Below are 23,916 nucleotides of genomic sequence, written 5' to 3'. Positions count from 1 at the left end.
ACAAAAAAGGGGGTCCGAAATGCTTCGAACCCCCTATATCCTCCGCCACGGAGCAAAAGCCCCAATAGGCGGGTGAAAACGGATCAGCCGTTGACGGCGTCCTTCAGGCCCTTGCCGGGCGTGAACTTCGGCACGTTACGAGCCGCGATATCAACTTCAGCGCCGGTGGACGGGTTACGGCCCTTCGTAGCTGCACGGTGGGAAACGGTGAAGCTGCCGAAACCTGCGAGACGAATGTCGCCGCCCTTCTTCAGTTCAGACTGGACGGTATCGAAAACAGCGTCAACAGCGGAAGCAGCGTCAGCCTTCGTAATACCGGCCTTCTCGGCCACTGCGGACACGAGCTCATTCTTATTCATGTTTCCACCCCTTTCTACTGGTATGAAACGACTCATCTTGTAAGCGGGGCGCAGAATACGAGTGCTCTAGCCCGCCGCAACCCCCAAAAGCCCTGCAAATCAAGGAAAAGCAAGCGCTGTCAAAAGCTTTTCACAAAAAAGACCGGCATTTTGCCGGTCTTTTCTGGTTTCATGTCAATTCGGCGCAAATGAGGCTCAACCACGCCTAGTGCGCGATGGCAGCACCCACATCGTCGACGCCTTCAACCGTTGCGATCACGGGCGTTTCAACGGTGCCATCCCACTCGATCGGCTCCGGTCTGCGGATCAGCGCATGCTTGATCACCTCGCCCATGCGCGATACCGGAACGATCTCCATGTTGTTCTTCACGTTGTCCGGAATCTCCGCCAGATCCTTGGCGTTTTCCTCCGGAATCAGCACCTTCTTGATGCCGCCGCGAAGTGCAGCAAGCAGCTTTTCCTTCAGGCCGCCGATCGGCAGCACGCGGCCACGCAGCGTGATTTCACCGGTCATGGCGACATCCTTGGAAACGGGGATGCCGGTCATGATCGAGACGATGGCGGTCGCCATGGCGACACCAGCCGAGGGACCATCCTTCGGCGTCGCACCTTCCGGCACGTGCACGTGGATGTCGCTCTTGTCGAAGAGCGGCGGCTGGACGCCGAAATCGACGGCGCGCGAGCGGACATACGAGGCCGCCGCGGAAATCGATTCCTTCATGACTTCCTTCAGGTTGCCGGTGACCGTCATGCGGCCCTTGCCCGGCATCATCACGCCTTCGATCGTCAGCAACTCGCCGCCGACTTCCGTCCAGGCGAGACCGGTGACAACGCCGACCTGATCGTCGCGTTCCGCTTCGCCATGGCGGAAGCGCGGAACGCCGAGATATTCGTCGATATTCGCAGCGGTGACCGCGACGGACTTGGCCTTGCCCTTGATGATCTCGGTGACCGCCTTGCGGGCGAGCTTCATCAATTCGCGCTCGAAGTTACGCACGCCGGCTTCGCGGGTGTACTGCTGGCTGATCGCCATCAGGGCGTCGTCGCTGACCGAAAATTCATTCGGCTGCAGCGCATGTTCCTTGATGGCCTTCGGCAGCAGGTGCCGCTTGGCGATTTCGCGCTTCTCGTCTTCGGTGTAGCCGGCGATACGAATGATTTCCATGCGGTCCATCAGCGGCGCAGGGATGTTCAGCGTGTTCGCCGTCGTGATGAACATCACGTCGGACAGATCGTATTCGACTTCCAGGTAGTGATCCATGAAGGTCGAGTTCTGCGCCGGGTCCAGTACTTCCAGCAGGGCCGAAGACGGATCGCCGCGGAAATCCATGCCCATCTTGTCGATTTCGTCGAGCAGGAAGAGCGGGTTGGACTTCTTGGCCTTCTTCATCGACTGGATGACCTTGCCGGGCATCGAGCCGATATAGGTGCGGCGGTGACCGCGGATTTCGGCTTCGTCACGAACGCCGCCAAGCGCCATGCGGACATACTCACGGCCGGTCGCCTTGGCGATCGACTGCGCGAGCGAGGTCTTGCCGACGCCCGGAGGGCCAACGAGGCAAAGGATCGGGCCTTTGATCTTCGTCGCGCGCGCCTGGACGGCCAGATATTCGACGATGCGCTCCTTGACCTTGTCGAGACCGAAATGATCCGCTTCAAGGATCTTCTCGGCATTGTTCAGATCGGTCTTGATCTTCGACTTCTTGTGCCAGGGGATGCCCAGCAGCCAGTCGAGATAGTTGCGCACGACGGTGGCTTCCGCCGACATCGGGCTCATCTGACGCAGCTTCTTCAGCTCCGCATCGGCCTTTTCCTTGGCTTCCTTGGAGAGCTTCGTCTTGGAGATGCGCTCTTCCAGTTCGGCCATCTCGTCGCGGCCTTCTTCGCCGTCGCCGAGTTCCTTCTGGATCGCCTTCATCTGCTCATTCAGGTAGTATTCGCGCTGGGTCTTCTCCATCTGGCGCTTGACGCGCGAGCGGATACGCTTTTCGACCTGCAGAACCGAAATCTCGCCCTCCATGAAGCCGAGCGCCTTTTCGAGGCGGCCCTTGACGCTGGTGGTTTCCAGCATTTCCTGCTTCTCGGTGATCTTGATCGACAGATGCGAAGCGACGGTATCGGCGAGCTTCGAGTAGTCGTCGATCTGGCTGGCGGCGCCAACCACTTCCGGCGAAATCTTCTTGTTAAGCTTCACGTAGCTTTCGAATTCCGAAACGACCGAGCGGCTCAGCGCTTCCAGTTCGACCGGATCTTCATTCGGCTCATTCAGGACATGGCCGAGGGCCTCGTAAAAATCCTCGCGGCCCGTATAAGTGTCGATCTCTGCGCGTGCCCGGCCCTCGACCAGCACCTTGACGGTGCCGTCTGGGAGCTTCAGGAGCTGCAGCACATTGGCTACCGTGCCGACCCTGTGGATTGCGTCCGGGGCGGGATCATCGTCGCTGGCATTGATCTGGGTGACGAGCATTATCTGCTTGTCGGACCCCATGACCTCTTCCAGCGCGCGGATGGACTTCTCCCGTCCGACGAACAGCGGCACGATCATGTGGGGGAAAACCACGATGTCGCGCAATGGCAATACCGGATAGGCAATGCTCTCATTTGCCGCAGACGTTTTCTTAGTCATGTCATTTCCTTTCCGTCGTCCCGTTCCCGGGCTCTTCTGCCGGCATGGGGGGAATTAGCCGGCTCTCTCACTTGGGTTAGAAGTGGAGCTTCACATCATTCATTTCAAGTCGCGCAAAACGCGCTGCAGGGTGGCGAAACGCGCATGTCACGAGGAGGAACGCAACAACAAATACCGGGCCACGGCTACTCGAACATTGCCGGCAACACGGGCCCCACAAGGACCGAAGCCGGACGCAAAATCATATCCGCCGAGGATTCCCAGAATCACGCCATCATGGCCGCGGCAAGCGCTCTTCACAACCGGTTTCGTCGGCGTTCCAATAAGCTTATCCCGGACTTTATCAGGAAACTGTACGATTTTTCAAATAGAAAGGGGCCCGTCAACGACGAGCCCCTGATTTCAACCGCAAATCCGGCAATTAGGCAGTGGCGTTTGCCTTTTCTTCCTGCCGGTCGGCATAGATGTAGAGCGGGCGGGCGGAGCCGCGAACGACCTCTTCGGAGATGACCACTTCGCGAACACCTTCCAGCGCCGGCAGATCGAACATGGTGTCGAGCAGGATCTTTTCCATGATCGAGCGCAGGCCGCGAGCGCCGGTCTTGCGCACGATCGCCTTGCGGGCGATTTCGCGCAGCGCATCTTCGTGGAAAGTCAACTCGACATCTTCCATCTCGAACAGGCGCTGATACTGCTTGACGAGCGCGTTCTTCGGTTCCGACAGGATCTGGATCAGCGCATCCTCGTCGAGGTCTTCCAGCGTCGCCAGAACCGGCAGACGGCCAATGAACTCCGGGATCAGGCCGAACTTGACCAGGTCTTCCGGCTCCAGTTCGCGCAGCACTTCGCCGACGCGACGGTCATCCGGTGCCTTGACAGCGGCGCTGAAGCCGATCGAGGTCTTTTCGCCGCGGGCGGAGATGATCTTGTCGAGACCGGCAAAAGCGCCGCCGCAGATGAACAGGATGTTCGTGGTGTCGACCTGCAGGAATTCCTGCTGCGGATGCTTGCGGCCACCCTGGGGAGGAACCGAAGCGACCGTGCCTTCCATGATCTTCAGCAGCGCCTGCTGCACGCCTTCGCCCGAAACATCGCGGGTGATCGACGGATTGTCCGACTTGCGCGAGATCTTGTCGACTTCGTCGATGTAGACGATGCCGCGCTGAGCGCGCTCGACATTGTAGTCGGCAGCCTGCAGCAGCTTCAGGATGATGTTTTCGACATCTTCGCCGACGTAACCGGCTTCGGTTAGCGTCGTGGCGTCAGCCATGGTGAACGGCACGTCGATGATACGGGCCAGCGTCTGTGCGAGGTAGGTCTTGCCGCAGCCGGTCGGGCCGACGAGCATGATGTTCGACTTCGCCAGTTCGACATCGCCGTTCTTCGACGCATGCGCGAGACGCTTGTAGTGGTTATGAACTGCCACTGACAGGATCTTCTTCGCCTGCCTCTGGCCGATGACGTATTCGTCGAGAACCTTGATAATATCCTGCGGTGTCGGCACGCCGTCACGGGATTTCACCATCGAGGACTTGTTCTCCTCGCGGATGATATCCATGCAGAGCTCGACGCATTCATCGCAGATGAAGACGGTCGGTCCGGCAATAAGCTTCCGGACTTCATGCTGGCTCTTGCCGCAGAATGAACAATACAGGGTATTCTTGGAGTCGCCGCCGTTGCTGCCGCTGACTTTGCTCATATCATTTTCCTTCCAGCACGCCGCTGATTCCCAGATTGAAATCGCGGTCCACTCAATGCGCCCACCGGACCTGCCCCTCGTTTATCAGCAGATCGCGGCGCTCTTCGGGGTACTGAACGTAGCCCAGACAACATATCCGGGCTGCGGTGGCAACGAATCCCCCTTCGAATGCCGAATGCTATGTCATAAAATCGCTACATAGCATTAATGCTTACTATTACCGTGTTCTACACCACATTAAACCCCTATTCGATCACAAATGGGATAGAACTGTGGCGTAGAAGACACCGCCCGTGGATAACTCAGGCGGGGGTTTCACCTTCCATTTCAGTACGAGACGTCAGCACCTTGTCGATCAGACCCCATTCCTTCGCCTCATCGGAGGACATGAAATGGTCACGATCGAGCGTTTGTTCAACCTCTTCGTAAGTCCGGCCGCAATGCTTGACGTAGACTTCGTTCAGGCGGCGCTTCATCTTGATGATGTCGCGGGCGTGACGCTCGATGTCCGAAGCCTGACCCTGGAAGCCGCCGGAAGGCTGGTGAACCATGATGCGGGAATTCGGCGTGGCGAAACGCATGTCCTTGTCGCCGGCCGCAAGCAGCAGCGAGCCCATCGAGGCGGCCTGGCCGATGCAAAGCGTGGATACGGCGGGCTTGATGAACTGCATGGTGTCATAGATTGCCATGCCGGCGGTGACAACGCCGCCCGGGGAATTGATGTAGAGCGCGATTTCTTTCTTCGGGTTTTCCGCCTCGAGGAAGAGAAGCTGGGCGCAGACCAGCGTCGCCATTTGATCTTCGACCGGGCCCGTCAGGAAGATGATGCGTTCCTTCAGCAGGCGAGAATAGATGTCGTAAGACCGTTCCCCGCGGTTGGTCTGCTCAACAACCATCGGCACCAGAGCCATAGCTGTATCGACTGGATTTCTCATGTGCGTCCTTTACCAAGCTTGCCCCGGCGGCGAAAACGCCGGGAATCGAATAAAATCCCTTACCCTACATAGAGTGTCACTGCCCTGCACTTCAAGACGCGCGAAAGGATAACGTCAAAAAGGCCTAATGGCCCAGGAGATGTTGAGGAAGCGTTTCTAACCGCTGATTTCCTCATGCCAATAGCTCCGATGACGCTCTTCGCGCGGTCCACCGCTTTTCCCAACTGCAGGGTGAAGGAAGGATGAAGCGCAGACGAGCTTGGCACAGCGTAATCCCATGCGCAGGTAAAATTTACCAAGCGACTTAAGGAACTCACCATCTTATTCGGCGATGATGCCTCCATTGCAAGCGTTACCGTGTCCTTTGCGCCGACGAAATCCGCGCCACGGTAAAGGAGAAACGCATATCGTGCTCAATATCACAACGGGCCTCACCATCTGGTGTTCGGAAGCGATTACGCTCGCAACCGTGCTTTTCTTTGCCTGGCGGCATGATCGCCAGACGCCTGCCTATTTGATGTGGTCGCTGGGCTTCACCGTCAGCGCCGTCGGGTTCGCCCTCGTGGCAGCGCGCGGCTTCATTCCGGATTTCCTGTCGATCGAAGTCGGCAACGGCATCGCTCTGCTCGGCGAAAGTGCCTGGATCGCCGGCTTTTGCTGGATGGACAATCGCCGGCTGGACTGGCGGGCGCTGTTCCCGCCGGCCATCTGGTTTGCCGGGGTCGAACTGCCTTGGATTCACGAGAGTTTCGTCAATCGCGTCATCCTCTACGATCTCGCTGGCGCGGTCGGCGCGACGTTGCTCGCCGCTGCGGTCCGCCCGGCGGAAGGCCGGCGCGAAGGGGTGCGCGGTCTGCTCGGCTTCGTTTTCATGGCGCTCGCCTGCCTTTGCTTCGTTTCCGCCATGTCGATGACGCTTCTGCAGCTCAACCTTGAGGAAGCGCAGAGCTATCGCAGCTACTCCGCCCTTGGCAGCGCGTTGCTGATCACCACGGCAATCGCACTCACTGGCAAGCTGATGATGGAGCGGTCCGAACGACGCTGGCGGGCTATATCGGTCACGGATACGCTGACGGGCGTGCTGAACCGACGCGGCCTGCAGGATTATTTCGAACTTGTCGCCGGAAAGACGACCAAAGACTCGCAGAAGATCGCCACGCTGCTGTTCGATCTCGATCACTTCAAGGCGATCAACGACCGTTATGGCCACCAGACGGGCGATATCGTGCTTGCCGAATTCGCTCGCATCGGACGACAGTTCGTGCCTCGCAACGGCGCATTCGGCCGCATGGGTGGCGAGGAATTTACCGCCTTCATCCTCGTAGACGACCAAGCGGAGGCCGAGGCGATCGCCGAGACGATCCGCCTGGACTTCTGCCGTGTGCCGCTGCTTGCCGGCCGCTCGTTAGTGCCAGCGACCGTCAGCATCGGTCTGGCGATCATGCCATGCGAAAACGCCAATTGGGACCGATTGGTTTCCGCCGCAGATCGGGCGCTTTATGCCGCCAAGCGCGGCGGCCGCAATTGCACGATCGTCTTCAGCGAGGCGGAAGCGGCAATGGCCACCGATACCCCGCCCGATTCGAACGGCGGCGAGCTTGTGCCGACACTCGATGATCAGATTCATGCGCTGCGCCGCCTCGGTACGCTGGCACGGATGTAACGGCCTTTTCCCATCCGCTTTATTCCGATAATCCTTTCGTCATGACCACATCCTCCGTTTTCTCCATCGATCCCGTGGCGCGTCGCGTGTCCCTCAATGCGCGCGATCCCGCCTTCTACAACAATCCGAACGCCGTCTATGCCGCCCTGCATGCCGAATGTCCCACCTTCTATTGGGAACAGCAGAAGCAATGGTATTTCACCGGCTATGACCATGTGAACGGCCTGCTGCGCGACCGCCGCTTCGGCCGGCAGATCCTGCATATCGCCAGCCGCGAAGAACTCGGCCTGCCCGCGCCGCAGCCGCATCTCAAAAATTTCGATCTTGCCGAACAACATTCACTGCTCGAAATCGAGCCGCCCGAGCACACGCGGCTGAGAACCCTCATCAACCGCGCCTTCGTCTCCCGTCACGTCGAGAAGATGAAGCCGGAGCTGGCGGAGCTCGCCAACCGGCTGATCGATAATTTCGAAGAAAAAAGCGAAGTCGAACTGCTGTCGGCCTTTGCCGATATCATTCCCGTCACCATGATCGCGCGGATGATCGGCATTCCGGAAGAGATGGGGCCGCAATTGCTGAAGTGGTCGCATGCCTATGTACGCATGTACATATTCGGCCGCACGCCCGAAGACGAGCTTGCCGCCGATCAGGCAGCCAAGGAATTTGCCGACTACGTGAAAACGGTCATTCGCGAGCGCCGCGCCAATCCGCAGGACGATCTCCTCACGCATATGATCACAACCGAGCATAAGGGCCAGTATCTGACCGAGGACGAGCTGGTCTCAACGACGATCGTGCTGCTCAATGCCGGCCACGAGGCGACGGTGCATCAGATCGGCAATTCCGTCCGTGTCATTCTGGAGAACGGCTACGCACCTGCCGCGCTTTTCAAGGATGAGGCGACGACGGAGCGTACTGTCGAGGAAACGCTGCGAATCTGCGCGCCCGTGCATGTCTTCCAGCGCTGGTGCCTGGAGCCGGCAGAAATCGACGGCGTGTCCTTCCAGCGTGGCGATAAGGTGGCGTTGATTCTCGCCGCCGCCAATCTCGACCCCACGAAGTTCTCCGATCCCCTCACCTTCAAGCCCGACCGCAACGAAGCACCCAATCTCTCCTTCGGCGCCGGTATCCATTTCTGCATCGGCGCGCCGCTGGCGCGGCTGGAATTGAACGTGGTGCTGCCGATCCTGTTCGAACGCCTGCCCGGCCTGACGCTCAAGAAGACGCCGGAGGTCAAGGATCTCTATCAATTCCACGGCCTCGACAAGCTGGAACTGAGCTGGTGAGTTAAGTATTGCCTTTGGCCGAGAGCCCGCCAATCCCGATTGCGCGTTACGCCTTGATTGCAGGACTATCCGCTAGGTTCATTGATCGCCTAAAACGCAAAATGGCGCGCCGGGCGGGCGCGCCATTGCAAAACCCTTGGCAGCGGGCGGCATGCGCCCGCCTCTGCCATATCAGCCGTAACGGCCGGTGATGTAGTCTTCCGTGCGCTTGACCTTCGGCGCCTGGAAAATCTGCTCGGTCGCGCCGTATTCGATCAACTCACCTAGATACATGAAGGCGGTGTTGTCGGAGATACGGCTCGCCTGCTGCATGTTGTGCGTCACGATGACGACCGTGAACTCGCCCTTAAGCTGCGAGACCAATTCCTCGACCTTGGCGGTCGAGATAGGATCGAGAGCCGAAGTCGGCTCGTCGAGAAGCAACACGGATGGCTTCACCGCGATGGCGCGGGCGATGCAGAGACGCTGCTGCTGGCCGCCGGAAAGGCCAAGTCCGCTCTGGTGCAGCTTTTCCTTCACTTCGCTCCAAAGCGCAGTTTCAGTCAGCGCCGCTTCGACGCGGGCGTCCATTTCCGCCTTGGAAATCTTCTCATAGAGCCGGATGCCGAAAGCGACGTTTTCATAGATCGACATCGGGAACGGCGTGGGCTTCTGGAACACCATGCCGACCTTGGCACGCAAATCGTTCAGATCGACGTCCTTGGCGAGGATATTGCGGCCATCCAACAGGATCTCGCCGCCAACAGTCTGGCCCGGATAGAGATCATACATCCGGTTGAAGGTGCGCAGCAGCGTGGACTTGCCGCAACCCGAAGGGCCGATGAAGGCGGTGACCGCATTTTTGCGGATGTTCATGTTCACACCCTTCAGAACGCGATGGCCGTTCTGATAGGTGAAATCGAGGTTCTTCACCTCAAGTTTCGCGAGCATGCCGGGACCCGACTGTGAAACGGCGTCCTTCCCCGACTGTGCGTTGACGCTCTGGAAATTGCTGTCGCTCATGTTCATGGTTTCATTCCTATCGTTCGGCGGCTGCGTCACTGGCGGCGCCCACTCAAGACACGGGCAAGGATGTTAAGGGCTAGGATGGCAACGGTGATGATCAGCGCGCCGGCCCAAGCCAGTTGTTTGAGATCCTCACCTGCATCGGCGGCGAGCGTGTTGATGGCAACCGGCAGCGTGGCGATTGGACCGGTCACGCCCGCATTCATAAATTTGCTGTAACCGGCGGTGAAGAGAAGCGGCGCGGTTTCGCCGCTGATACGGGCGACGGCCAGCAGGATGCCGGTGAGGATGCCGGTCCAGGCGGAACGGTAGATCACCATCATCATGGACTTCCAGCGCGGCGCGCCGAGCGCGGCGGTCGCCTCACGAAGCGCATTTGGCACCAGCAACAGCATATCCTGCGTCGTGCGGTTGACGACCGGAAGGGCGATCAGCGCCAGCGCGAGGATGCCGGCGATGGCGGAGTTGCCGTGCATGGGCACGACCACGAGGCCGTAGACGAACACGCCGATGATGATCGAGGGTGCGGACAGCAAGATGTCGTTGATGAACTTGGCGGCCTCGGCAAGCTTGGTGCCGTTGGCATATTCCACCAGATAGGTGCCGGCGAGAATGCCGATCGGCGCGGCGATCAGGATGGCGCAGCCCGTGACCAGCACGGTGCCATAGATCGCGTTGATCAGACCACCGCGCGAGCCCTGCGCCGGGATCGACATCGTGAAGACGTCGAGGCTGAGTGCCGATACGCCGCGATAAAGCAGGGTCACAAGGATCACGCTGAGAAAGAATATGCCGAGGATGGCCGCGAGGAAGCACAAGGCCATCATCACGCGGTTCTTCCCATAGCGCCTCGACACGAGATTCTGACGAATTGCATTTTCCATGGGTGTTTTCCTCAATGCGCGTCGCCGCGGCCGATCATCCATCTCGCCGCTGCTAGCACGCAGAAGGAAAGGACGAACAGGAGCAGGCCGAGCGCGATCAGGCTCGACAATTGTAGACCGTCGGCATCGCCGAAGTTGTTCGCGATCTGGGCGGAAATGGTGGTGGACGGCGAAATGATCGACGATTGCAGACGGCTCACCGAGCCTACAACGAAGGTGACGGCCATGGTTTCGCCGAGCGCGCGGCCGAGGCCGAGCATGATGCCGCCGACGAGGCCGCGACGTGTATAGGGGATCAGGATGTGGCGGGCCACCTCCCATGTGGTCATGCCCATGCCGTAAGCGGATTCACGCAACATCGGCGGCACGGTGCTGAACACGTCGCGGGCAATCGCGGTGATGAACGGCAGGATCATGACAGCCAGCACGAGGCTTGCCGTCAACAGGCCGACGCCCGGGGCCGGCGGCTGGAACAGCAGGCCGATCAACGGCACCTGGCCGATCGTCATCATAAGGAAGGGCAGGATATAGTTCTGCATCAGCGGCACGAGAATGAACAGACCGACGATACCGTAGATAATGGAGGGCACACCGGCCAAAAGCTCGATGGCCGTGCTGATCGGACGCCGCAGGCTGCCGGGGCAAAGTTCCGTGAGGAAGATGGCAATGCCGATGCCGAGGGGAACGGCGATCAGCATGGCGATGAACGAACTCACCAGCGTACCGACCACGGCAGGCACTGCACCGTAGATGTCAACGGGAGCGCTCCACTTTGTGCCAAAGAGGAACGACAAGCCGAAGGTCTGGAAGGTTGGCAAGGCATCGATGACAAGAACCACAAGGATTGCCAGCAGCAGAAGCACGACAAGAGTAGCCGAGCCAAGCGTCATAAAATAGAAAATCCGATCCTGCATCCGGAATTTTCTGGTGCTGGCGGTGGTATCTATAGCCTGGAAGGCAGCCGTCTGAGTCGCGTCAGCCATCGATTTCCCCTTGTCCGTGACGAAAGGCGGACAGGGCTATACCCTGTCCGCCGCAACTTCTCACCCAGCACAAATTACTTCGTGCCGAAGTCCTTCTGCCAGGACTTCTCGACAATCTCGACGACATTGTCCGGGACTGCCAGATAAGACAGGGCGGTCGCGTCCTTCTGACCGTTCTGATAGGACCACTTGAAGAACTTCAGGGCCTCTTCGTTCTTAGCGGCATCGGCCGGCTTCTTGTAGAGCATAACCCAGGTCGAAGCGGCAATCGGCCAGCTCTTTTCGCCCGGCTGATTGGTGATGATCAGGTTGAAGTTCTTGGCATGAGCCCAATCGGCGTTGGAAGCAGCAGCCTTGAATGTATCGAGGCTAGGCTCGACAACCTTGCCGGCAGCATTCTTCATCTTCGCGAAACCGATATGGTTGGCGACGACGTAAGAATATTCAACGTAAGAGATCGAACCAGCCGTCTGGTTGACAGTGGTGGAAACGCCTTCGGAACCCTTGGCGCCAAAGCCGACCGGCCATTCAACTGCCGTGTTCGAACCAACCTTTTCTTTCCACTCCGGCGAAACCTTCGACAGGAAATCGGTGAAGTTGAAGGTCGTGCCCGAGCTGTCGGCGCGATAAACGACGGAGATCGCGGTGGAAGGCAGCTTCACGTCGGGGTTCAGGGCCTTGATGGCTGCATCGTCCCACTTGGCGACCTTGCCGAGGAAGATGTCGGCCAGCGTCTTGCCGTCGAGAACGAGTTCGCCCGGCTTTACGCCTTCAACGTTATAGGAAACGACGATACCGCCGGAGATCATCGGGAACTGGGCAATGCCGTTCTTCTCGAGGTCAGCGTCGCTCATCGGCTTGTCCGAAGCGCCGAATACGATCGTCTTGTCGAGGAGCTGCTTGATGCCGGCGCCCGAACCGACCGACTGGTAGTTGACGACGTTGTTCGTCGCAGCCTTATAGCCTTCAGCCCACTTGGACATAACCGGCGCGATAAAGCTCGAGCCGGCGCCCGTGATGTCGGCAGCCGAGGCCGACACGGACATAGCCGCGATGAAGCCTGCAGTCAGGCAAAGCGAACGAAATTTCTGATTCAACATGATTGAACTCACTTCCTCAAGTGATGAATGGATGGCGAGCAGGATCTGAGCACGGAACGTCCCCATCGGTTCGTAACCCCCACCTCAATCTCCTGGCGACAGTGATGGCTCTAATCTCGCAGTGTTTCAGTTTGATGACAGTTTGGTGAAAGGCCAGTGACACAACTTGCGGCAATGAAAACGGCTATTTGCGCTGGCCGGCTAACAAATGCCTGCGCGCGTCCGAGCGGCGCTGGCCGTCCTGATTTGATTCGACCGGCTTTGCGGCGCCTTCAGAGACGGATCACATAATCCTTTCGGGTGGTTTCAATGACTTCCCACGTCCCCTTAAAGCCGGGTCTCAGAATCATCCGATCGCCGGCACGCAGGTGAAAAGCCTCGCCATTTTCGGCAGTTACCACCGAGTAGCCGGAAAGGATATGGAAATACTCCCACTCGTCATAGACGATTCGCCATTTTCCGGGCGTTGCCTCCCATATGCCCGCGTAGAGGCCGCCATCAGCTTCCTCGACATTCCACGTGCGGAACTTTGGTGCCCCGGAAACGATGCGATCGTCGGCGGGAGCGCCAACCTCCGGCTCGATGCCGTCGGGGTCCAATCGTAAATACGTTGTCATAATTCTTCCGTCCCGATCTGGAAACGCTTCCGTGTCATACCTTTGCCAGCGCCTGCTCAAGGTCGGCGATGATGTCCTTGACGTCCTCGATACCGATCGACAGGCGCACCACGTCGGGACCGGCGCCGGCTGCGATTTTCTGCTCGTCGGTGAGCTGCTTGTGCGTCGTCGAGGCGGGGTGGATGACCAGCGAACGCGTGTCGCCGATATTGGCGAGATGAGAAAAGAGCTCCAGGCCTTCCACCAGTCCCTTGCCCGCCTCATACCCGCCCTTCAACCCGAAAGTGAAGACGGAACCCGCCCCCTTGGGCGAATAGCGCTGTTGCAGCGGATGGTTCGGGTCGTCCTCAAGGCCGGCATAGTTCACCCAGGCCACCTTGTCCTGCCCTTTCAGCCAGCGGGCGACGGCGATCGCATTGTCGGAATGGCGCTGCATGCGCAGCGGCAACGTCTCGATGCCCGTAAGGATCAAGAAGGCGTTGAAGGGGGAGATGGCAGGGCCGAGATCGCGCAGGCCGAGGACGCGACAGGCGATGGCGAAAGCGAAATTGCCGAAGGTCGCGTGCAGCACGATGCCGTTATATTCCGGCCTCGGCGTCGACAGCATCGGATAATTGCCTGACGCGGACCAGTCGAAGGTGCCGCCATCGATGATCATGCCACCCATGGAATTGCCGTGGCCGCCCATGAATTTGGTCAGCGAATGGATGACGATGTCGGCGCCATGCTCCAACGGCCGGATGAGATAGGGGCTGGCCATGGTATTGTCGACGATCAGCGGCAGGCCGTGCCGGCGGGCAACGGCGGCGATCGCCTCGATGTCGACGAAGGTACCGCCGGGATTGGCGAGGCTTTCAATGAAGATGCCGCGGGTGCGGCTGTCGATCTGTGTCTCGAACGTGGCCGGATCGGCGGAGTCGGCCCAGCGCACATGCCAATCGAAATTCTGGAAGGAGTGGCCGAACTGATTGATCGAGCCACCGTAGAGCTGCCTGGCGGCGACGAAATTGTCGCCCGGCTGCATGATGGTGTGAAAGACGAGCATCTGAGCAGCATGACCAGAGGCGACGGCGAGGCCGGCCGTGCCGCCTTCGAGGGCTGCCACCCGTTCCTCGAGTACGGCCTGGGTCGGGTTCATGATACGCGTGTAGATATTGCCGAACTGCTGCAGCCCGAAGAGTGCGGCGGCGTGGTCCGCATCCTGAAAGACGAAGGAGGTCGTCTGATAGATCGGTGTCGCGCGGGCGCCCGTCGTCGGGTCCGGCTGCGCGCCCGCATGAATCGCCAGCGTGTCGAAACCTGGATTGTTGGTCGGCATGCCCTCTCCTTCCGCCCATACTATTATAACGGGAGGATCATAGCGTCTCAGGCCTTAAAGTTAACCGCGAACTTTGCCGAGCTTTTCCGCTCACGAAAAAACCTGCCATCTTTCGGCGATATCGCGCGACAAAATGGTCAGCTTTTCGCAGTAGTCAGGCGCAGGCTGTCGGGGTCAGGCGACCAGGCGCGGATATTCGATGGCCGGGCAGCGATCCATGACGACCTTGACGCCGGCCGCTTCCGCTCTCGCAGCGGCGGCGTCGTCTCTGACGCCGAGCTGGCCCCAAATGACCGGCGGCCTCGGCTCGATCATGATCGTCTCCTCGACCACCGAGCGCAGATATTCCGGTGCACGGAAGACATCAACCATGTCGACCGGCTCGGGAATATCGGCCAGATGACCAAAGACCCATTGTCCGAGGATCTCCTTGCCGGCCTGCCCGGGATTGACGGGAATGACGCGATAGCCTCGCGCCATCAGGTAGGCCATGACGCCGTTGCTAGGCCGCGCGGGATTGGGCGATGCGCCAACAAGCGCAATGGTCCGTACGGATAAAAGGATATCGGCGATATAAGAATCCTCGTAGCGGTCATGGTTCATCACGGAGCCTCCCTTTGGATCACACTTGCGTTTTGCCACAAATCCGGAAACCACGGCCGCGGCTTTCGCGTATATATAGGTATTATAACAATTTCAGGGAGAATTGCTCCGATGAAAAAAATCATCCTGCTGAGCCTGCTGATTGCCTCCGCCGCCAGCCCGGCCTTGGCGATCTCACGGTACAACTCCATGTCCTTCACCTGTGGCCAGGCTAAGGCGATCATAGACCGCGAACGGGCGGTAATCATGCGCTATCCGTCCACCAGGGTGCGCAACATGACGCTCTATGATCGTGTCGTTTCTGACAGCAATGCCTGCGATCCCGGCTACTATGCCTATCAGGACTATATTCCGACCAAGGACAGGCCCAACTGCCCCGTCTACACATGTCGGCCGTCGACCGATTTCGACGACGATGATTTGCTCATCCCGCATCGATAGCAGCAGGGCAAAGCAGGTTGCTAGCCTCTCTCGATCTCGATTTGCGCATGGGATTGTGGTTCAGCCTGCATCGCGTTGATCGCGATGCGGTGCAGTTTTGCCCCGCGGCCGCAATTTGGTTACTCCCCAAAACGTGCCGTTCCTTAATCATGATAGCACGATAACATCCTCATAGCGCTTTGGATGTTATCGGAATAACCCCAGACAATGCGTTCACCCGGCATGCAATTTTTGTTCTCTCTTCATTCCCCTGTAAATTAGAAACACCTCATGGTTGCGCGAATAAATAGAACAAATAGCGAACGCTCAACCGCACTTTTCTATGGATTTATTGAGGAAAGCAACAGCCAGAAGCATGTAAACCCACACATGTTGTTGCTTTTGGAGTATTGAGCGTCAATGGCATCCCGTATACCCACAAATCATCAAACTCTCGCCCGTTGCCGGGTAATTTCGAGGTCTCCGTGTCCGCTGACGTTATCGTTCTCGTCCTCTTCGGCGCCCTGCTGCACGCAACGTGGAATGCAATCATCAAGGCGGGAACGGAGAAGTCCCTGGATGCCGCAATGGTTGCAGCCGGCGGCGCGGTCACTGCCCTGCCCTTTCTGCCGTTTCTGCCGTTGCCGGCTTCGGCCGCCTGGCCCTTCATCGGCGCCTCGGCGATCCTGCAATTTGCTTATTTTCAGTTGGTAGCCGCGGCCTACCGCGCCGGCGACATCGGTCTCGTCTATCCGCTGATGCGCGGGGTGGCGCCACTGATCATCGTTGCGACCAGCGGCTTCATCCTTCGGGAGACGCTGTCCAGCGGCGCTCTGCTCGGTACGATGACGATCTGCGCCGGAATATTGACGCTTGCCTTCGAAGCCCGGAAGGGCGGCCGGCAGGCCATCGTCCTTGCTTTGTCGAACGCGGTGGTCATCGCCACCTATACCTATGTCGATGGTATCGGCGCACGCCTTTCCGGCAATTCCATATCCTATACGCTGTGGATGTCGCTCCTGCCGCCGGTGCTACTGTTTGCCTGGGCAATCTCGCAGCGCGGCTTTTCCGTTGTCGCCGCCCATGTCCGCTACAATTGGTGGCGCGGCCTGATCGGCGGCGGCGGTTCGCTGACGTCCTATGGCCTGGCATTGTGGGCGATGACCAAGGCGCCCGTCGCCATGGTGGCGGCGCTACGCGAGACATCGATCCTATTTGCACTGGTGATTTCGGTGGTCATCCTGAAGGAGCGATCGAGCATCTGGCGTTATGTCGCCGGTGCGATTATTGCAGGCGGCGTGTTGGTTCTAAGGCTGGCCTAAAGATGAGAAATATGGGGTATTGAAATACCGTATATTTAACATATTGATTCTGTTCACGAATTTTTCAGACAGCCAAATCCTGTCTTATTGACCTCAACAGCTATTCCCTTTATAAGCCGCGCCAGATCGCAGCCTTTCCGGGCTGCTTTCTTTTTGGCGCGCGTTTCGCTCGCCAAACCAAGCAACAAGAAACGCCCTGATGCCTTCGGGTCCAGGGTCCCAAAAGAGAGTATTCAACATGGCAACCTTCTCCCAGAAGCCTGCAGAGGTGGAGAAGAAGTGGGTTCTCATCGACGCCGAAGGGCTCGTCGTTGGCCGTCTCGCTTCTCTCATCGCAATGCGTCTGCGTGGCAAGCATAAGGCTACCTTCACGCCGCACGTCGACGACGGCGACAACGTCATCGTCATCAATGCCGACAAGGTCGTCTTCACCGGCAAGAAGTACGAAGACAAGGTTTACTACTGGCACACCGGTTACGCCGGCGGCATCAAGGAGCGCACCGCTCGCCAGATCATCGAAGGCCGCTTCCCGGAGCGCGTTCTCGAGAAGGCTGTCGAACGCATGGTTCCGCGCGGCCCGCTCGGCCGTCGCCAGATGAAGAACCTGCGCGTCTACGCCGGCTCCAACCATCCCCATGAAGCCCAGCAGCCGGTCGTTCTCGACGTGGCCAAGCTGAACAAGAAGAACGTAAGGAGCGCCTGATAATGGCTGATCTCTCTTCCCTGAAGGATCTCGGCACGGCATCGGAAGCTGCTGCTCCGGTTCACGTCCGCAAGGTTGACTCGCTTGGCCGTTCCTACGCGACCGGCAAGCGCAAGGACGCCGTCGCCCGCGTTTGGGTCAAGGCCGGCTCCGGCAAGATCATCGTCAACGGCAAGGACTACACGGCTTATTTCGCCCGTCCGGTTCTGCAGATGATCCTGCGTCAGCCGATCGTCGCAGCTGCCCGTGATGGCCAGTTCGACATCGTTGCAACCGTTGCCGGCGGCGGTCTTTCCGGCCAGGCCGGTGCCGTTCGCCACGGCCTGTCCAAGGCGCTCACCTACTTCGAACCGGGCCTGCGCTCGGTCCTGAAGAAGGGCGGCTTCCTGACCCGCGACAGCCGCGTCGTCGAACGCAAGAAGTACGGCCGTGCCAAGGCACGTCGTTCGTTCCAGTTCTCCAAGCGTTAATCGCTTATCCGAGATCGGATTTTGGAAAGGCCGGGTTCGCCCGGCCTTTTTGTTTATGTGATGTGCCGTCCCGGCTTAGGTCTTCCGGTCGTTCAGCCAGCCCGGCAATGTCAGGATGGGTTAGCGCTTTTTTGCTTCCTGATCGTATGATCGATTATAGAGGAGCGAGACAGGAAACCGTACGGGGGCGGAAATGAGATCTAAAGGGCTAGGCTTGGTCTCTTCGCTGGCGCTTGCAGTGCTCTGCGCAACCGCAGCTTTTTCAGCGGATACCGTAACGACGATCGAGGCGACGCCGGTACCCATGGAAAGCATGCGGGATTTCCTGCAAGCCAATCCGGACTGTCAGCAATTTACCGATCAATGTTCGATCTGTACCGTTGCCAACGGAAAGGCCGAATGCTCCACGCCGCAAATCGCATGCGTGAAAAAGGCGTATCAATGCACTGCACGCGCAAAGCAGTAGCTCGGAAAGCCGCCTGCTTGCAATTAGCGCCGATGTCTCCTAACTCGAGTCAGCCGAAGGCACATCACGACCGCCGGGCCTAGTTTCCACGCAAGGAGAATCCCATGCCGAGCACGTCGATCGATCACGCCTTTTCAGCCACCAGCCTGACGTCGGCGGCCAGCGATCCGACTTTTGCGGGCGCGCTCTCCTTCATGCGCCGGCGTTTCACCAAATCGCTAGAGGGCGTCGACGCCGTCGTCTGGGGCATTCCCTTCGATGCGGCCACATCCAATCGCCCTGGAACACGTTTCGGGCCGCAGGCGATCCGTCGCGCGTCGGCAATCTTCGACAATGATCCGCAATATCCTTTCCATCGCGACCTCTTCGCCGAAATGGCCGTCATCGATTACGGCGATTGCCTGCTCGACTACGGCAACCACCAGGAGACGCCGGCGGAGATCGAGCGGCAAGCGAACGCTATCCTCGATAGCGGCGCATTTTTGCTGACGCTCGGCGGCGACCATTTCGTCACCTGGCCGTTGCTGAAGGCGCATGCGGCCAAACATGGCCCCTTGGCGCTGGTGCAATTCGACGCGCATCAGGACACGTGGTTTGACGACGGCAAACGCATCGACCACGGCTCCTTCGTCGCACGCGCTGCCCGTGACGGCTTGATCGATGCCGACCGGTCCATCCAGATCGGCATCCGCACGCATGCGCCGGAGGATTATGGCATTCGGGTTCTCTACGGCCATGAAGCCGAGGATATGAGCGCGGCCGATATCGCGTCGGCGATCATCTCCCATACCAAAGGCGCGCCCGTCTACTTGACCTTCGATATAGACTGCCTCGATCCGGCCTATGCGCCCGGCACGGGCACACCGGTCGCTGGCGGTCCGTCGAGTGCGAAAATCCTCTCGGTACTGCAGCGCCTGCGTCAGCTCGACATCAGGGGCGCCGATGTCGTCGAAGTCTCCCCTGCCTATGACCATGCCGACATCACTGCCATTGCCGGAGCAACGGTGGCGATGTATATGCTCGGTCTCCACGCCGAAAGGCGTGCGATCAGCCGCTGACCGCGACTGTTATCATTCTGAATCAACTCCATGGCAAACTGAGTCCGGAAACACTCTGAACCTATTGAAAGAGCAGGATTAAAATGGCACCGAAAATCTTCATCGATGGCGAACACGGAACCACGGGCTTGCAGATCCGCACGCGCATGGCCGACCGCCGCGATGTCGAGCTTCTGTCCATTCCGGAAGCCGAGCGGCGCAATGCCGCGATGCGCGAAGACATGCTGAACAGCGCCGATATCGCCATCCTCTGCCTGCCCGACGATGCGTCGAAGGAAGCGGTGAAGATGGTTTCGGCCAACAACAATGTCCGCGTCATCGACACCTCCACCGCCCATCGTGTCAATCCCGGCTGGGCCTACGGCTTTGCCGAAATGGACAAGGATCAGGGCGACAAGATCAAGGCCGCCCGTTTCGTCGCCAACCCCGGCTGCTATCCGACCGGCGCCATCGGCCTCATCCGGCCGCTGCGTGCTGCCGGCATCCTGCCCGACGGCTATCCCGTCACCATCAATGCCGTTTCCGGCTATACCGGCGGCGGCAAGCAGATGATCGCGCAGATGGAAAATGCCGATCATCCCGATGCGATCACCGCACCGCACTTCCTCTATGGCCTGCCGCTGACCCACAAGCATGTGCCGGAGATGACGACGCATGGCCTGCTTGACCGCGCGCCGATCTTCTCGCCGTCGGTCGGCAAGTTCCCGCAGGGCATGATCGTGCAGGTGCCGTTGCATCTCGACGATCTCGCTGAAGGCGCGACGCTGGAAAGCATCTATGCTGCGCTGGCCGCCCATTATGCCGGTCAGGATATCGTGCAGGTCATCTCGCTGGCGGAGAGCCGCGCGTTGCCGCGCGTCAACGCCATCGAACTGGCCGGCCAGGATACGATGAAGCTGTTCGTATTCGGCACGCCAGGCACCACACAGGTCAACCTCGTCGCCCTGCTCGACAACCTCGGCAAGGGTGCTTCGGGAGCTGCGGTCCAGAACATGGACCTGATGCTGAGCGCCTGAACTTCCCACCCTAATCAACATCCAAAATTAAGAGAGCCCCAGCCAATCACCTCATGCAGGTCGATCGGCTGGGCTCGATCTATTCCAGACTGAAGTCACCTTCGGTGCGCCTGCCATTTGGAATCATCCCGGGTCACTGACGGCAACGATTTGCAATGCGCAGCGATGTCGATCCGGCCGATCGTTGGCTTTCTGATATATTTGAAAGAACTTTATTAGCCTCTCGCCACAAATCAGCCCCGATCACCTGTTCGGGCTTTCGCCGCCGCAATAGTCGCGGTCATGGCAACAGACAATTCCAAGATCGGGTCGGCGTAAAGGAATTGGTTACCATAATTCGGCATGCTTTCCGACAGTCGGCAATGTCACGACCGGACGCAGGTTTTGTGTCCCGGCGTAGGCACTTTTGTGAGCCGGCATGGTGCGTATGTAGTTTGGATAACGAGTATCATGGCGTTTGCGACCGAGACGTTCGGTAACTTCAATTCCCGTTCCGGGTATGCTCTGCGCCGGAAAAAATCCCGAGGGATCAGTCCGGGTACGGCCATCACCGGCGTCGCGGTGGTGGTGTTCGCATGGGTGGCCGCCACACTGATGACCACGCAATCGATGGTTCTGTCTCTACCCGGTGCCGATGTTTCATCAGAGACTTCGCTGACGCCGAGAGCATCCGCCTTCATCGTGCCACAGGGGAACATCCCACATGCGGCGCGCCTTGCCAGTCAGACCGTGCCCATGGGCGGAAGAATACGGGTAGGAGGTATGTCCGCCGACGAGAAGCGAGAAGCCATCGCACACTCCAAAGCGATCCTGGCGCGCGCACTGATCAAGCAGCAATTGGCGAGCGCGCTATCGCAGCAGGCCTCAGATCTCGCACGGGCTCAAACCGCGTCGGCCGTTGCCAAGAACGACGCACCGACCTCGCCAGAAACGGTCGCGCATCTGCGCGATGCCGAGGTTGCGCTGGGCAAACCCGCAATCCAGGCCGTAGGGCCAAATACGGCTGCTCTGGGTCATCCGGGCAAGGACGGTCTGCCGGTCGCAGCGCCCGCAAGCGATGCACCGCCCACCGAGATGGCGTCGGCCGCCGGAACGATCGACCGCGCGGTTGCGGAGAGCCTCGCGACGACGGCTTCCAGCGATCTTGCATCGCAGCCTTTCAACATCATCCCGATGCCACGTCCGGACCTGATGCCCGCCACAGATGGCGCATCATCGGACGCCGGAACCATCGATCTTGCGGAAGCGGAAGACATGTCGGCTGTCGAGGACTTACCTTCCGTCGTGCCGCTGCCGCGCCCGGCCCATGTTGTTGCAAGGGCCACCGCTTCGGACGCTGCCGACGAAGCTGACACGTCGCCGACGCAAGAGTTGGCCTATGCCAAGCCGGAAGAAGAGGTGAAGCGGTCGCGGCCGTTCCTCAACCCGTTCGCCGCCCTTACCCCGCGGGGCGGCACCGCCATCTACGATATTTCGGCCGGAACCGTCTACCTGCCGAGCGGCGAACGCCTCGAAGCGCATTCCGGCCTCGGCCACATGCGCGACAATCCTCGCTATGTCGACCGCAAAAACACCGGCCCGACGCCGCCTGAAACGTATAACCTGACCTATAGGGAAAGCCTGTTCCATGGCGTGCAGGCGCTGCGCCTGACGCCCGCAAACGGCGCCCGCGTCTATGGCCGCGTCGGCTTGCTGGCTCACACGTACATGCTCAGAAGCGGCCGTGGCGAATCAAATGGCTGCGTGGTCTTCAAGGATTACAGCCGCTTCCTGGCTGCCTTTAAGCGCGGTGAAATCAAGCGTATACAAGTGGTGGCGCGTCTGTCGTCGGCGTCCAGCAATATTGCGTCGCGCTGAGTTTGCGAAATGGGAGCGAGGCGATTATCCGCCTCAGTTCCTCACAGCGATGACTGTCTGATGCGGATATTCGCCATAGAAACCGCGCCAATTGGCGATGGCAAAGCCGAAGACGATGAGGGCGCCGGCCTGATGAGCCAAAGCCAGGTGTAGCGGCACCTGCAGGAGCAGCGTCGAAATGCCGAGGATCGCCTGGATCAACACTAGAACGAACAGCACGACCGAACGGCGGGCATGCGTCGTCTGCGCCGCAGCACGCAGCGAGATGATCATGTTGATGGCAACCACGGTGAAAAGCGCATAGGCGCCGAGACGGTGGACATATTGCACCATCTTCGGGTTTTCGAAGAAATTGATCCAGCCCGGAGATTGCGCGAACAGCCCGCCCGGCACCACAGCGCCATCCATCAGCGGCCAGGTATTATAGGAGAGACCGGCGTCGAGGCCGGCAACCAGCGCGCCGAGATAGATCTGGAATAGCGCCATGAAGGTGATGAGGCCGGCAAGCTTTGCCGAATAACGCGTCGGCGCCGGGTCGTTGGAATGCGGCGACAGCGCGCGCATGAACCACATGCAGGCGGCAAAGATCAGGCAAGCGGTAACGAGATGAGTGGCGAGGCGATACTGGCTGACGTCGGTGCGCGCTTCGAGGCCGGACGAGACCATCCACCAGCCAATCGCCCCCTGCAGGCCGCCGAGCACGAAAATACCACCGAGCGGCAGCCATAGCTTGCGCTCAACGCGGCCGGTCAGAACGAAGAACAGCAACGGCAGGCCGAAGATGACACCCATGGCGCGGGCGAGCAGCCGATGGGCCCATTCCCACCAGAAGATGCCTTTGAACTCATCGACCGTCATATCCTTGTTCAACTGCTCGAACTGCGGGATGCGTTTATAGAGGTCGAATTCCTCCTGCCATTCCTGCGCATTGAGCGGCGGGATGACACCATGGATCGGCTGCCATTCGGTGATCGACAGGCCAGAATTGGTCAGACGCGTCGCTCCGCCGACGAGCACCAGGGCAAAGAGCGCCAGAAGCACACAGGCAAGCCAGATGCGGATAGCGCGGCGATTGCGGTCCTGCCGGGCCACTTCGTTCAAAACGGCCTGTTCCGACGTGAAATTAGCGACAACCATGGGATCTCCCTTCAATCCGGCTGTTGATTTGCCTGATAGGGGCGTGCAAAACAAGTCCCGAGACTTTGCGGCATGCCGTCGCGGCACGCCGTCGAGAGAGGAGAGACCAACCTTGCCCCTTCGCCTGCGCAAATTCATCGGCATGATCCTGCTCGTTCTGCTGGTCGTCATCTATGCGATCGTGGCGATGATCGTGGCGGTGCGCACGCTTGGCGACCAACCCGGCTGGGTGCATTTCCTCTATTTCCTCTTCAGCGGCATCATCTGGGTGCTGCCGGCGATGGGCATCATCAAATGGATGGCCGGGCCTCGTCCGCAATAGGCGCCGCCTTATTCAAGCGATTTCGGATTTACTTAGGGATAACCGTGATCAACGGGAAACTTGTCTG

22 protein-coding genes are annotated in these 23,916 nt (G+C 59.3%); 10 read left to right on the top strand and 12 right to left on the bottom strand.

The genetic code is table 11. The annotated features are described in order from the left end of the window. Positions 1-83: 83 nt before the first annotated feature. The 4 genes from hupB to clpP all read right to left on the bottom strand — a co-directional run bounded on the left by hupB (position 84) and on the right by clpP (position 5,619). Positions 84-359, bottom strand: coding sequence for a DNA-binding protein HupB (hupB, locus tag PH547_RS10100; RefSeq protein WP_104822664.1), 276 nt, complete (start codon positions 357-359; stop codon positions 84-86). A gap of 205 nt (positions 360-564) precedes the next feature. Further along, entirely contained in the window at positions 565-2,985 is a 2,421-nt protein-coding gene (lon, locus tag PH547_RS10095; RefSeq protein WP_104822663.1) for an endopeptidase La, read from the bottom strand. A gap of 421 nt (positions 2,986-3,406) precedes the next feature. Next, positions 3,407-4,684, bottom strand: a complete 1,278-nt coding sequence (clpX, locus tag PH547_RS10090; protein ID WP_028753990.1) for an ATP-dependent Clp protease ATP-binding subunit ClpX — start codon at positions 4,682-4,684, stop codon at positions 3,407-3,409. Positions 4,685-4,986: 302 nt separating this feature from the next. Continuing rightward, the gene (gene clpP / locus PH547_RS10085) at positions 4,987-5,619 is read right to left on the bottom strand and encodes an ATP-dependent Clp endopeptidase proteolytic subunit ClpP (protein ID WP_104822662.1); all 633 of its coding nucleotides are present in this window, start codon (positions 5,617-5,619) and stop codon (positions 4,987-4,989) included. Between the two features lie 409 nt (positions 5,620-6,028). On the opposite strand from clpP, the gene PH547_RS10080 reads away from it, so the two are divergent. Then, complete coding sequence (locus PH547_RS10080) at positions 6,029-7,282, top strand: GGDEF domain-containing protein (protein WP_285168169.1); 1,254 nt, start codon at positions 6,029-6,031, stop codon at positions 7,280-7,282. Positions 7,283-7,323: 41 nt separating this feature from the next. After that, positions 7,324-8,568: a cytochrome P450 gene (locus tag PH547_RS10075; RefSeq protein WP_285168168.1), complete on the top strand. Its 1,245-nt coding sequence runs from the start codon at positions 7,324-7,326 to the stop codon at positions 8,566-8,568. A gap of 171 nt (positions 8,569-8,739) precedes the next feature. On the opposite strand, the gene pstB is transcribed toward PH547_RS10075, so the two are convergent. The 7 genes from pstB to PH547_RS10040 all read right to left on the bottom strand — a co-directional run bounded on the left by pstB (position 8,740) and on the right by PH547_RS10040 (position 15,078). Further along, a complete protein-coding gene (gene pstB, locus PH547_RS10070) occupies positions 8,740-9,498 on the bottom strand; it encodes a phosphate ABC transporter ATP-binding protein PstB (protein ID WP_199773566.1) in 759 nt (252 codons plus the stop codon). Between the two features lie 107 nt (positions 9,499-9,605). Then, the gene (pstA, locus tag PH547_RS10065; RefSeq protein ID WP_104822658.1) at positions 9,606-10,457 is read right to left on the bottom strand and encodes a phosphate ABC transporter permease PstA; all 852 of its coding nucleotides are present in this window, start codon (positions 10,455-10,457) and stop codon (positions 9,606-9,608) included. 11 nt (positions 10,458-10,468) lie between these two features. After that, a complete protein-coding gene (gene pstC / locus PH547_RS10060) occupies positions 10,469-11,440 on the bottom strand; it encodes a phosphate ABC transporter permease subunit PstC (RefSeq protein ID WP_104822657.1) in 972 nt (323 codons plus the stop codon). Positions 11,441-11,514: 74 nt separating this feature from the next. Next, on the bottom strand, positions 11,515-12,486 hold the full coding sequence (pstS, locus tag PH547_RS10055) for a phosphate ABC transporter substrate-binding protein PstS (RefSeq protein WP_245463973.1): 972 nt from the start codon (positions 12,484-12,486) through the stop codon (positions 11,515-11,517). Positions 12,487-12,812: 326 nt separating this feature from the next. Then, positions 12,813-13,157 (bottom strand): cupin domain-containing protein, encoded by a 345-nt coding sequence (locus PH547_RS10050; RefSeq protein ID WP_285168167.1) that lies wholly within the window; start codon positions 13,155-13,157, stop codon positions 12,813-12,815. Between the two features lie 34 nt (positions 13,158-13,191). Next, a complete protein-coding gene (locus PH547_RS10045) occupies positions 13,192-14,475 on the bottom strand; it encodes an O-acetylhomoserine aminocarboxypropyltransferase (RefSeq protein WP_285168166.1) in 1,284 nt (427 codons plus the stop codon). 174 nt (positions 14,476-14,649) lie between these two features. Further along, positions 14,650-15,078 carry a CoA-binding protein gene (locus tag PH547_RS10040; protein ID WP_028753980.1) on the bottom strand — a complete coding sequence of 143 codons (429 nt, stop codon included), beginning with the start codon at positions 15,076-15,078 and terminating at the stop codon, positions 14,650-14,652. A gap of 111 nt (positions 15,079-15,189) precedes the next feature. Between PH547_RS10040 and PH547_RS10035 the strand changes: the two genes are divergently transcribed. The 7 genes from PH547_RS10035 to PH547_RS10005 all read left to right on the top strand — a co-directional run bounded on the left by PH547_RS10035 (position 15,190) and on the right by PH547_RS10005 (position 22,390). Beyond that, positions 15,190-15,519 (top strand): hypothetical protein, encoded by a 330-nt coding sequence (locus PH547_RS10035; protein WP_104822654.1) that lies wholly within the window; start codon positions 15,190-15,192, stop codon positions 15,517-15,519. 464 nt (positions 15,520-15,983) lie between these two features. Further along, entirely contained in the window at positions 15,984-16,820 is an 837-nt protein-coding gene (locus PH547_RS10030) for an EamA family transporter (RefSeq protein WP_285168165.1), read from the top strand. Positions 16,821-17,058: 238 nt separating this feature from the next. Further along, positions 17,059-17,523, top strand: coding sequence for a 50S ribosomal protein L13 (rplM, locus tag PH547_RS10025; RefSeq protein WP_104822652.1), 465 nt, complete (start codon positions 17,059-17,061; stop codon positions 17,521-17,523). A gap of 2 nt (positions 17,524-17,525) precedes the next feature. Then, entirely contained in the window at positions 17,526-17,993 is a 468-nt protein-coding gene (rpsI, locus tag PH547_RS10020; RefSeq protein ID WP_028753976.1) for a 30S ribosomal protein S9, read from the top strand. A 570-nt stretch (positions 17,994-18,563) separates the two neighbouring features. Next, positions 18,564-19,517 carry an agmatinase gene (gene speB, locus PH547_RS10015; protein WP_260303806.1) on the top strand — a complete coding sequence of 318 codons (954 nt, stop codon included), beginning with the start codon at positions 18,564-18,566 and terminating at the stop codon, positions 19,515-19,517. 83 nt (positions 19,518-19,600) lie between these two features. Then, positions 19,601-20,533, top strand: coding sequence for an N-acetyl-gamma-glutamyl-phosphate reductase (gene argC, locus PH547_RS10010; protein ID WP_260303805.1), 933 nt, complete (start codon positions 19,601-19,603; stop codon positions 20,531-20,533). 450 nt (positions 20,534-20,983) lie between these two features. After that, entirely contained in the window at positions 20,984-22,390 is a 1,407-nt protein-coding gene (locus tag PH547_RS10005) for a tlde1 domain-containing protein (RefSeq protein WP_260303804.1), read from the top strand. Positions 22,391-22,423: 33 nt separating this feature from the next. Here the strand turns inward: PH547_RS10005 and PH547_RS10000 are convergent, their stop codons facing one another. Next, on the bottom strand, positions 22,424-23,527 hold the full coding sequence (locus PH547_RS10000; protein WP_260303803.1) for a COX15/CtaA family protein: 1,104 nt from the start codon (positions 23,525-23,527) through the stop codon (positions 22,424-22,426). A 112-nt stretch (positions 23,528-23,639) separates the two neighbouring features. On the opposite strand from PH547_RS10000, the gene PH547_RS09995 reads away from it, so the two are divergent. Then, the gene (locus PH547_RS09995) at positions 23,640-23,849 is read left to right on the top strand and encodes a DUF2842 domain-containing protein (RefSeq protein ID WP_028755205.1); all 210 of its coding nucleotides are present in this window, start codon (positions 23,640-23,642) and stop codon (positions 23,847-23,849) included. Positions 23,850-23,916: the final 67 nt, after the last annotated feature.

This window comes from Rhizobium cerradonense, assembly GCF_030182455.1.
GTDB lineage: Bacteria > Pseudomonadota > Alphaproteobacteria > Rhizobiales > Rhizobiaceae > Rhizobium.
This window is presented reverse-complemented; position numbering and strand designations above follow the sequence as displayed.

Excerpts from the sequence above, each read along its gene's own strand:
- hupB (WP_104822664.1), bottom strand. The coding sequence starts at position 359 with ATGAATAAGAATGAGCTCGTGTCCGCAGTGGCCGAGAAGGCCGGTATT.
- lon (WP_104822663.1), bottom strand. The coding sequence starts at position 2,985 with ATGACTAAGAAAACGTCTGCGGCAAATGAGAGCATTGCCTATCCGGTA.
- clpX (WP_028753990.1), bottom strand. The coding sequence starts at position 4,684 with ATGAGCAAAGTCAGCGGCAGCAACGGCGGCGACTCCAAGAATACCCTG.
- clpP (WP_104822662.1), bottom strand. The coding sequence starts at position 5,619 with ATGAGAAATCCAGTCGATACAGCTATGGCTCTGGTGCCGATGGTTGTT.
- PH547_RS10075 (WP_285168168.1), top strand. The coding sequence starts at position 7,324 with ATGACCACATCCTCCGTTTTCTCCATCGATCCCGTGGCGCGTCGCGTG.
- pstB (WP_199773566.1), bottom strand. The coding sequence starts at position 9,498 with ATGCTCGCGAAACTTGAGGTGAAGAACCTCGATTTCACCTATCAGAAC.
- pstA (WP_104822658.1), bottom strand. The coding sequence starts at position 10,457 with ATGGAAAATGCAATTCGTCAGAATCTCGTGTCGAGGCGCTATGGGAAG.
- pstC (WP_104822657.1), bottom strand. The coding sequence starts at position 11,440 with ATGGCTGACGCGACTCAGACGGCTGCCTTCCAGGCTATAGATACCACC.
- pstS (WP_245463973.1), bottom strand. The coding sequence starts at position 12,486 with ATGTCCGTGTCGGCCTCGGCTGCCGACATCACGGGCGCCGGCTCGAGC.
- PH547_RS10050 (WP_285168167.1), bottom strand. The coding sequence starts at position 13,157 with ATGACAACGTATTTACGATTGGACCCCGACGGCATCGAGCCGGAGGTT.
- PH547_RS10045 (WP_285168166.1), bottom strand. The coding sequence starts at position 14,475 with ATGCCGACCAACAATCCAGGTTTCGACACGCTGGCGATTCATGCGGGC.
- PH547_RS10040 (WP_028753980.1), bottom strand. The coding sequence starts at position 15,078 with ATGAACCATGACCGCTACGAGGATTCTTATATCGCCGATATCCTTTTA.
- PH547_RS10035 (WP_104822654.1), top strand. The coding sequence starts at position 15,190 with ATGAAAAAAATCATCCTGCTGAGCCTGCTGATTGCCTCCGCCGCCAGC.
- rplM (WP_104822652.1), top strand. The coding sequence starts at position 17,059 with ATGGCAACCTTCTCCCAGAAGCCTGCAGAGGTGGAGAAGAAGTGGGTT.
- rpsI (WP_028753976.1), top strand. The coding sequence starts at position 17,526 with ATGGCTGATCTCTCTTCCCTGAAGGATCTCGGCACGGCATCGGAAGCT.
- speB (WP_260303806.1), top strand. The coding sequence starts at position 18,564 with ATGCCGAGCACGTCGATCGATCACGCCTTTTCAGCCACCAGCCTGACG.
- argC (WP_260303805.1), top strand. The coding sequence starts at position 19,601 with ATGGCACCGAAAATCTTCATCGATGGCGAACACGGAACCACGGGCTTG.
- PH547_RS10005 (WP_260303804.1), top strand. The coding sequence starts at position 20,984 with ATGGCGTTTGCGACCGAGACGTTCGGTAACTTCAATTCCCGTTCCGGG.
- PH547_RS10000 (WP_260303803.1), bottom strand. The coding sequence starts at position 23,527 with ATGGTTGTCGCTAATTTCACGTCGGAACAGGCCGTTTTGAACGAAGTG.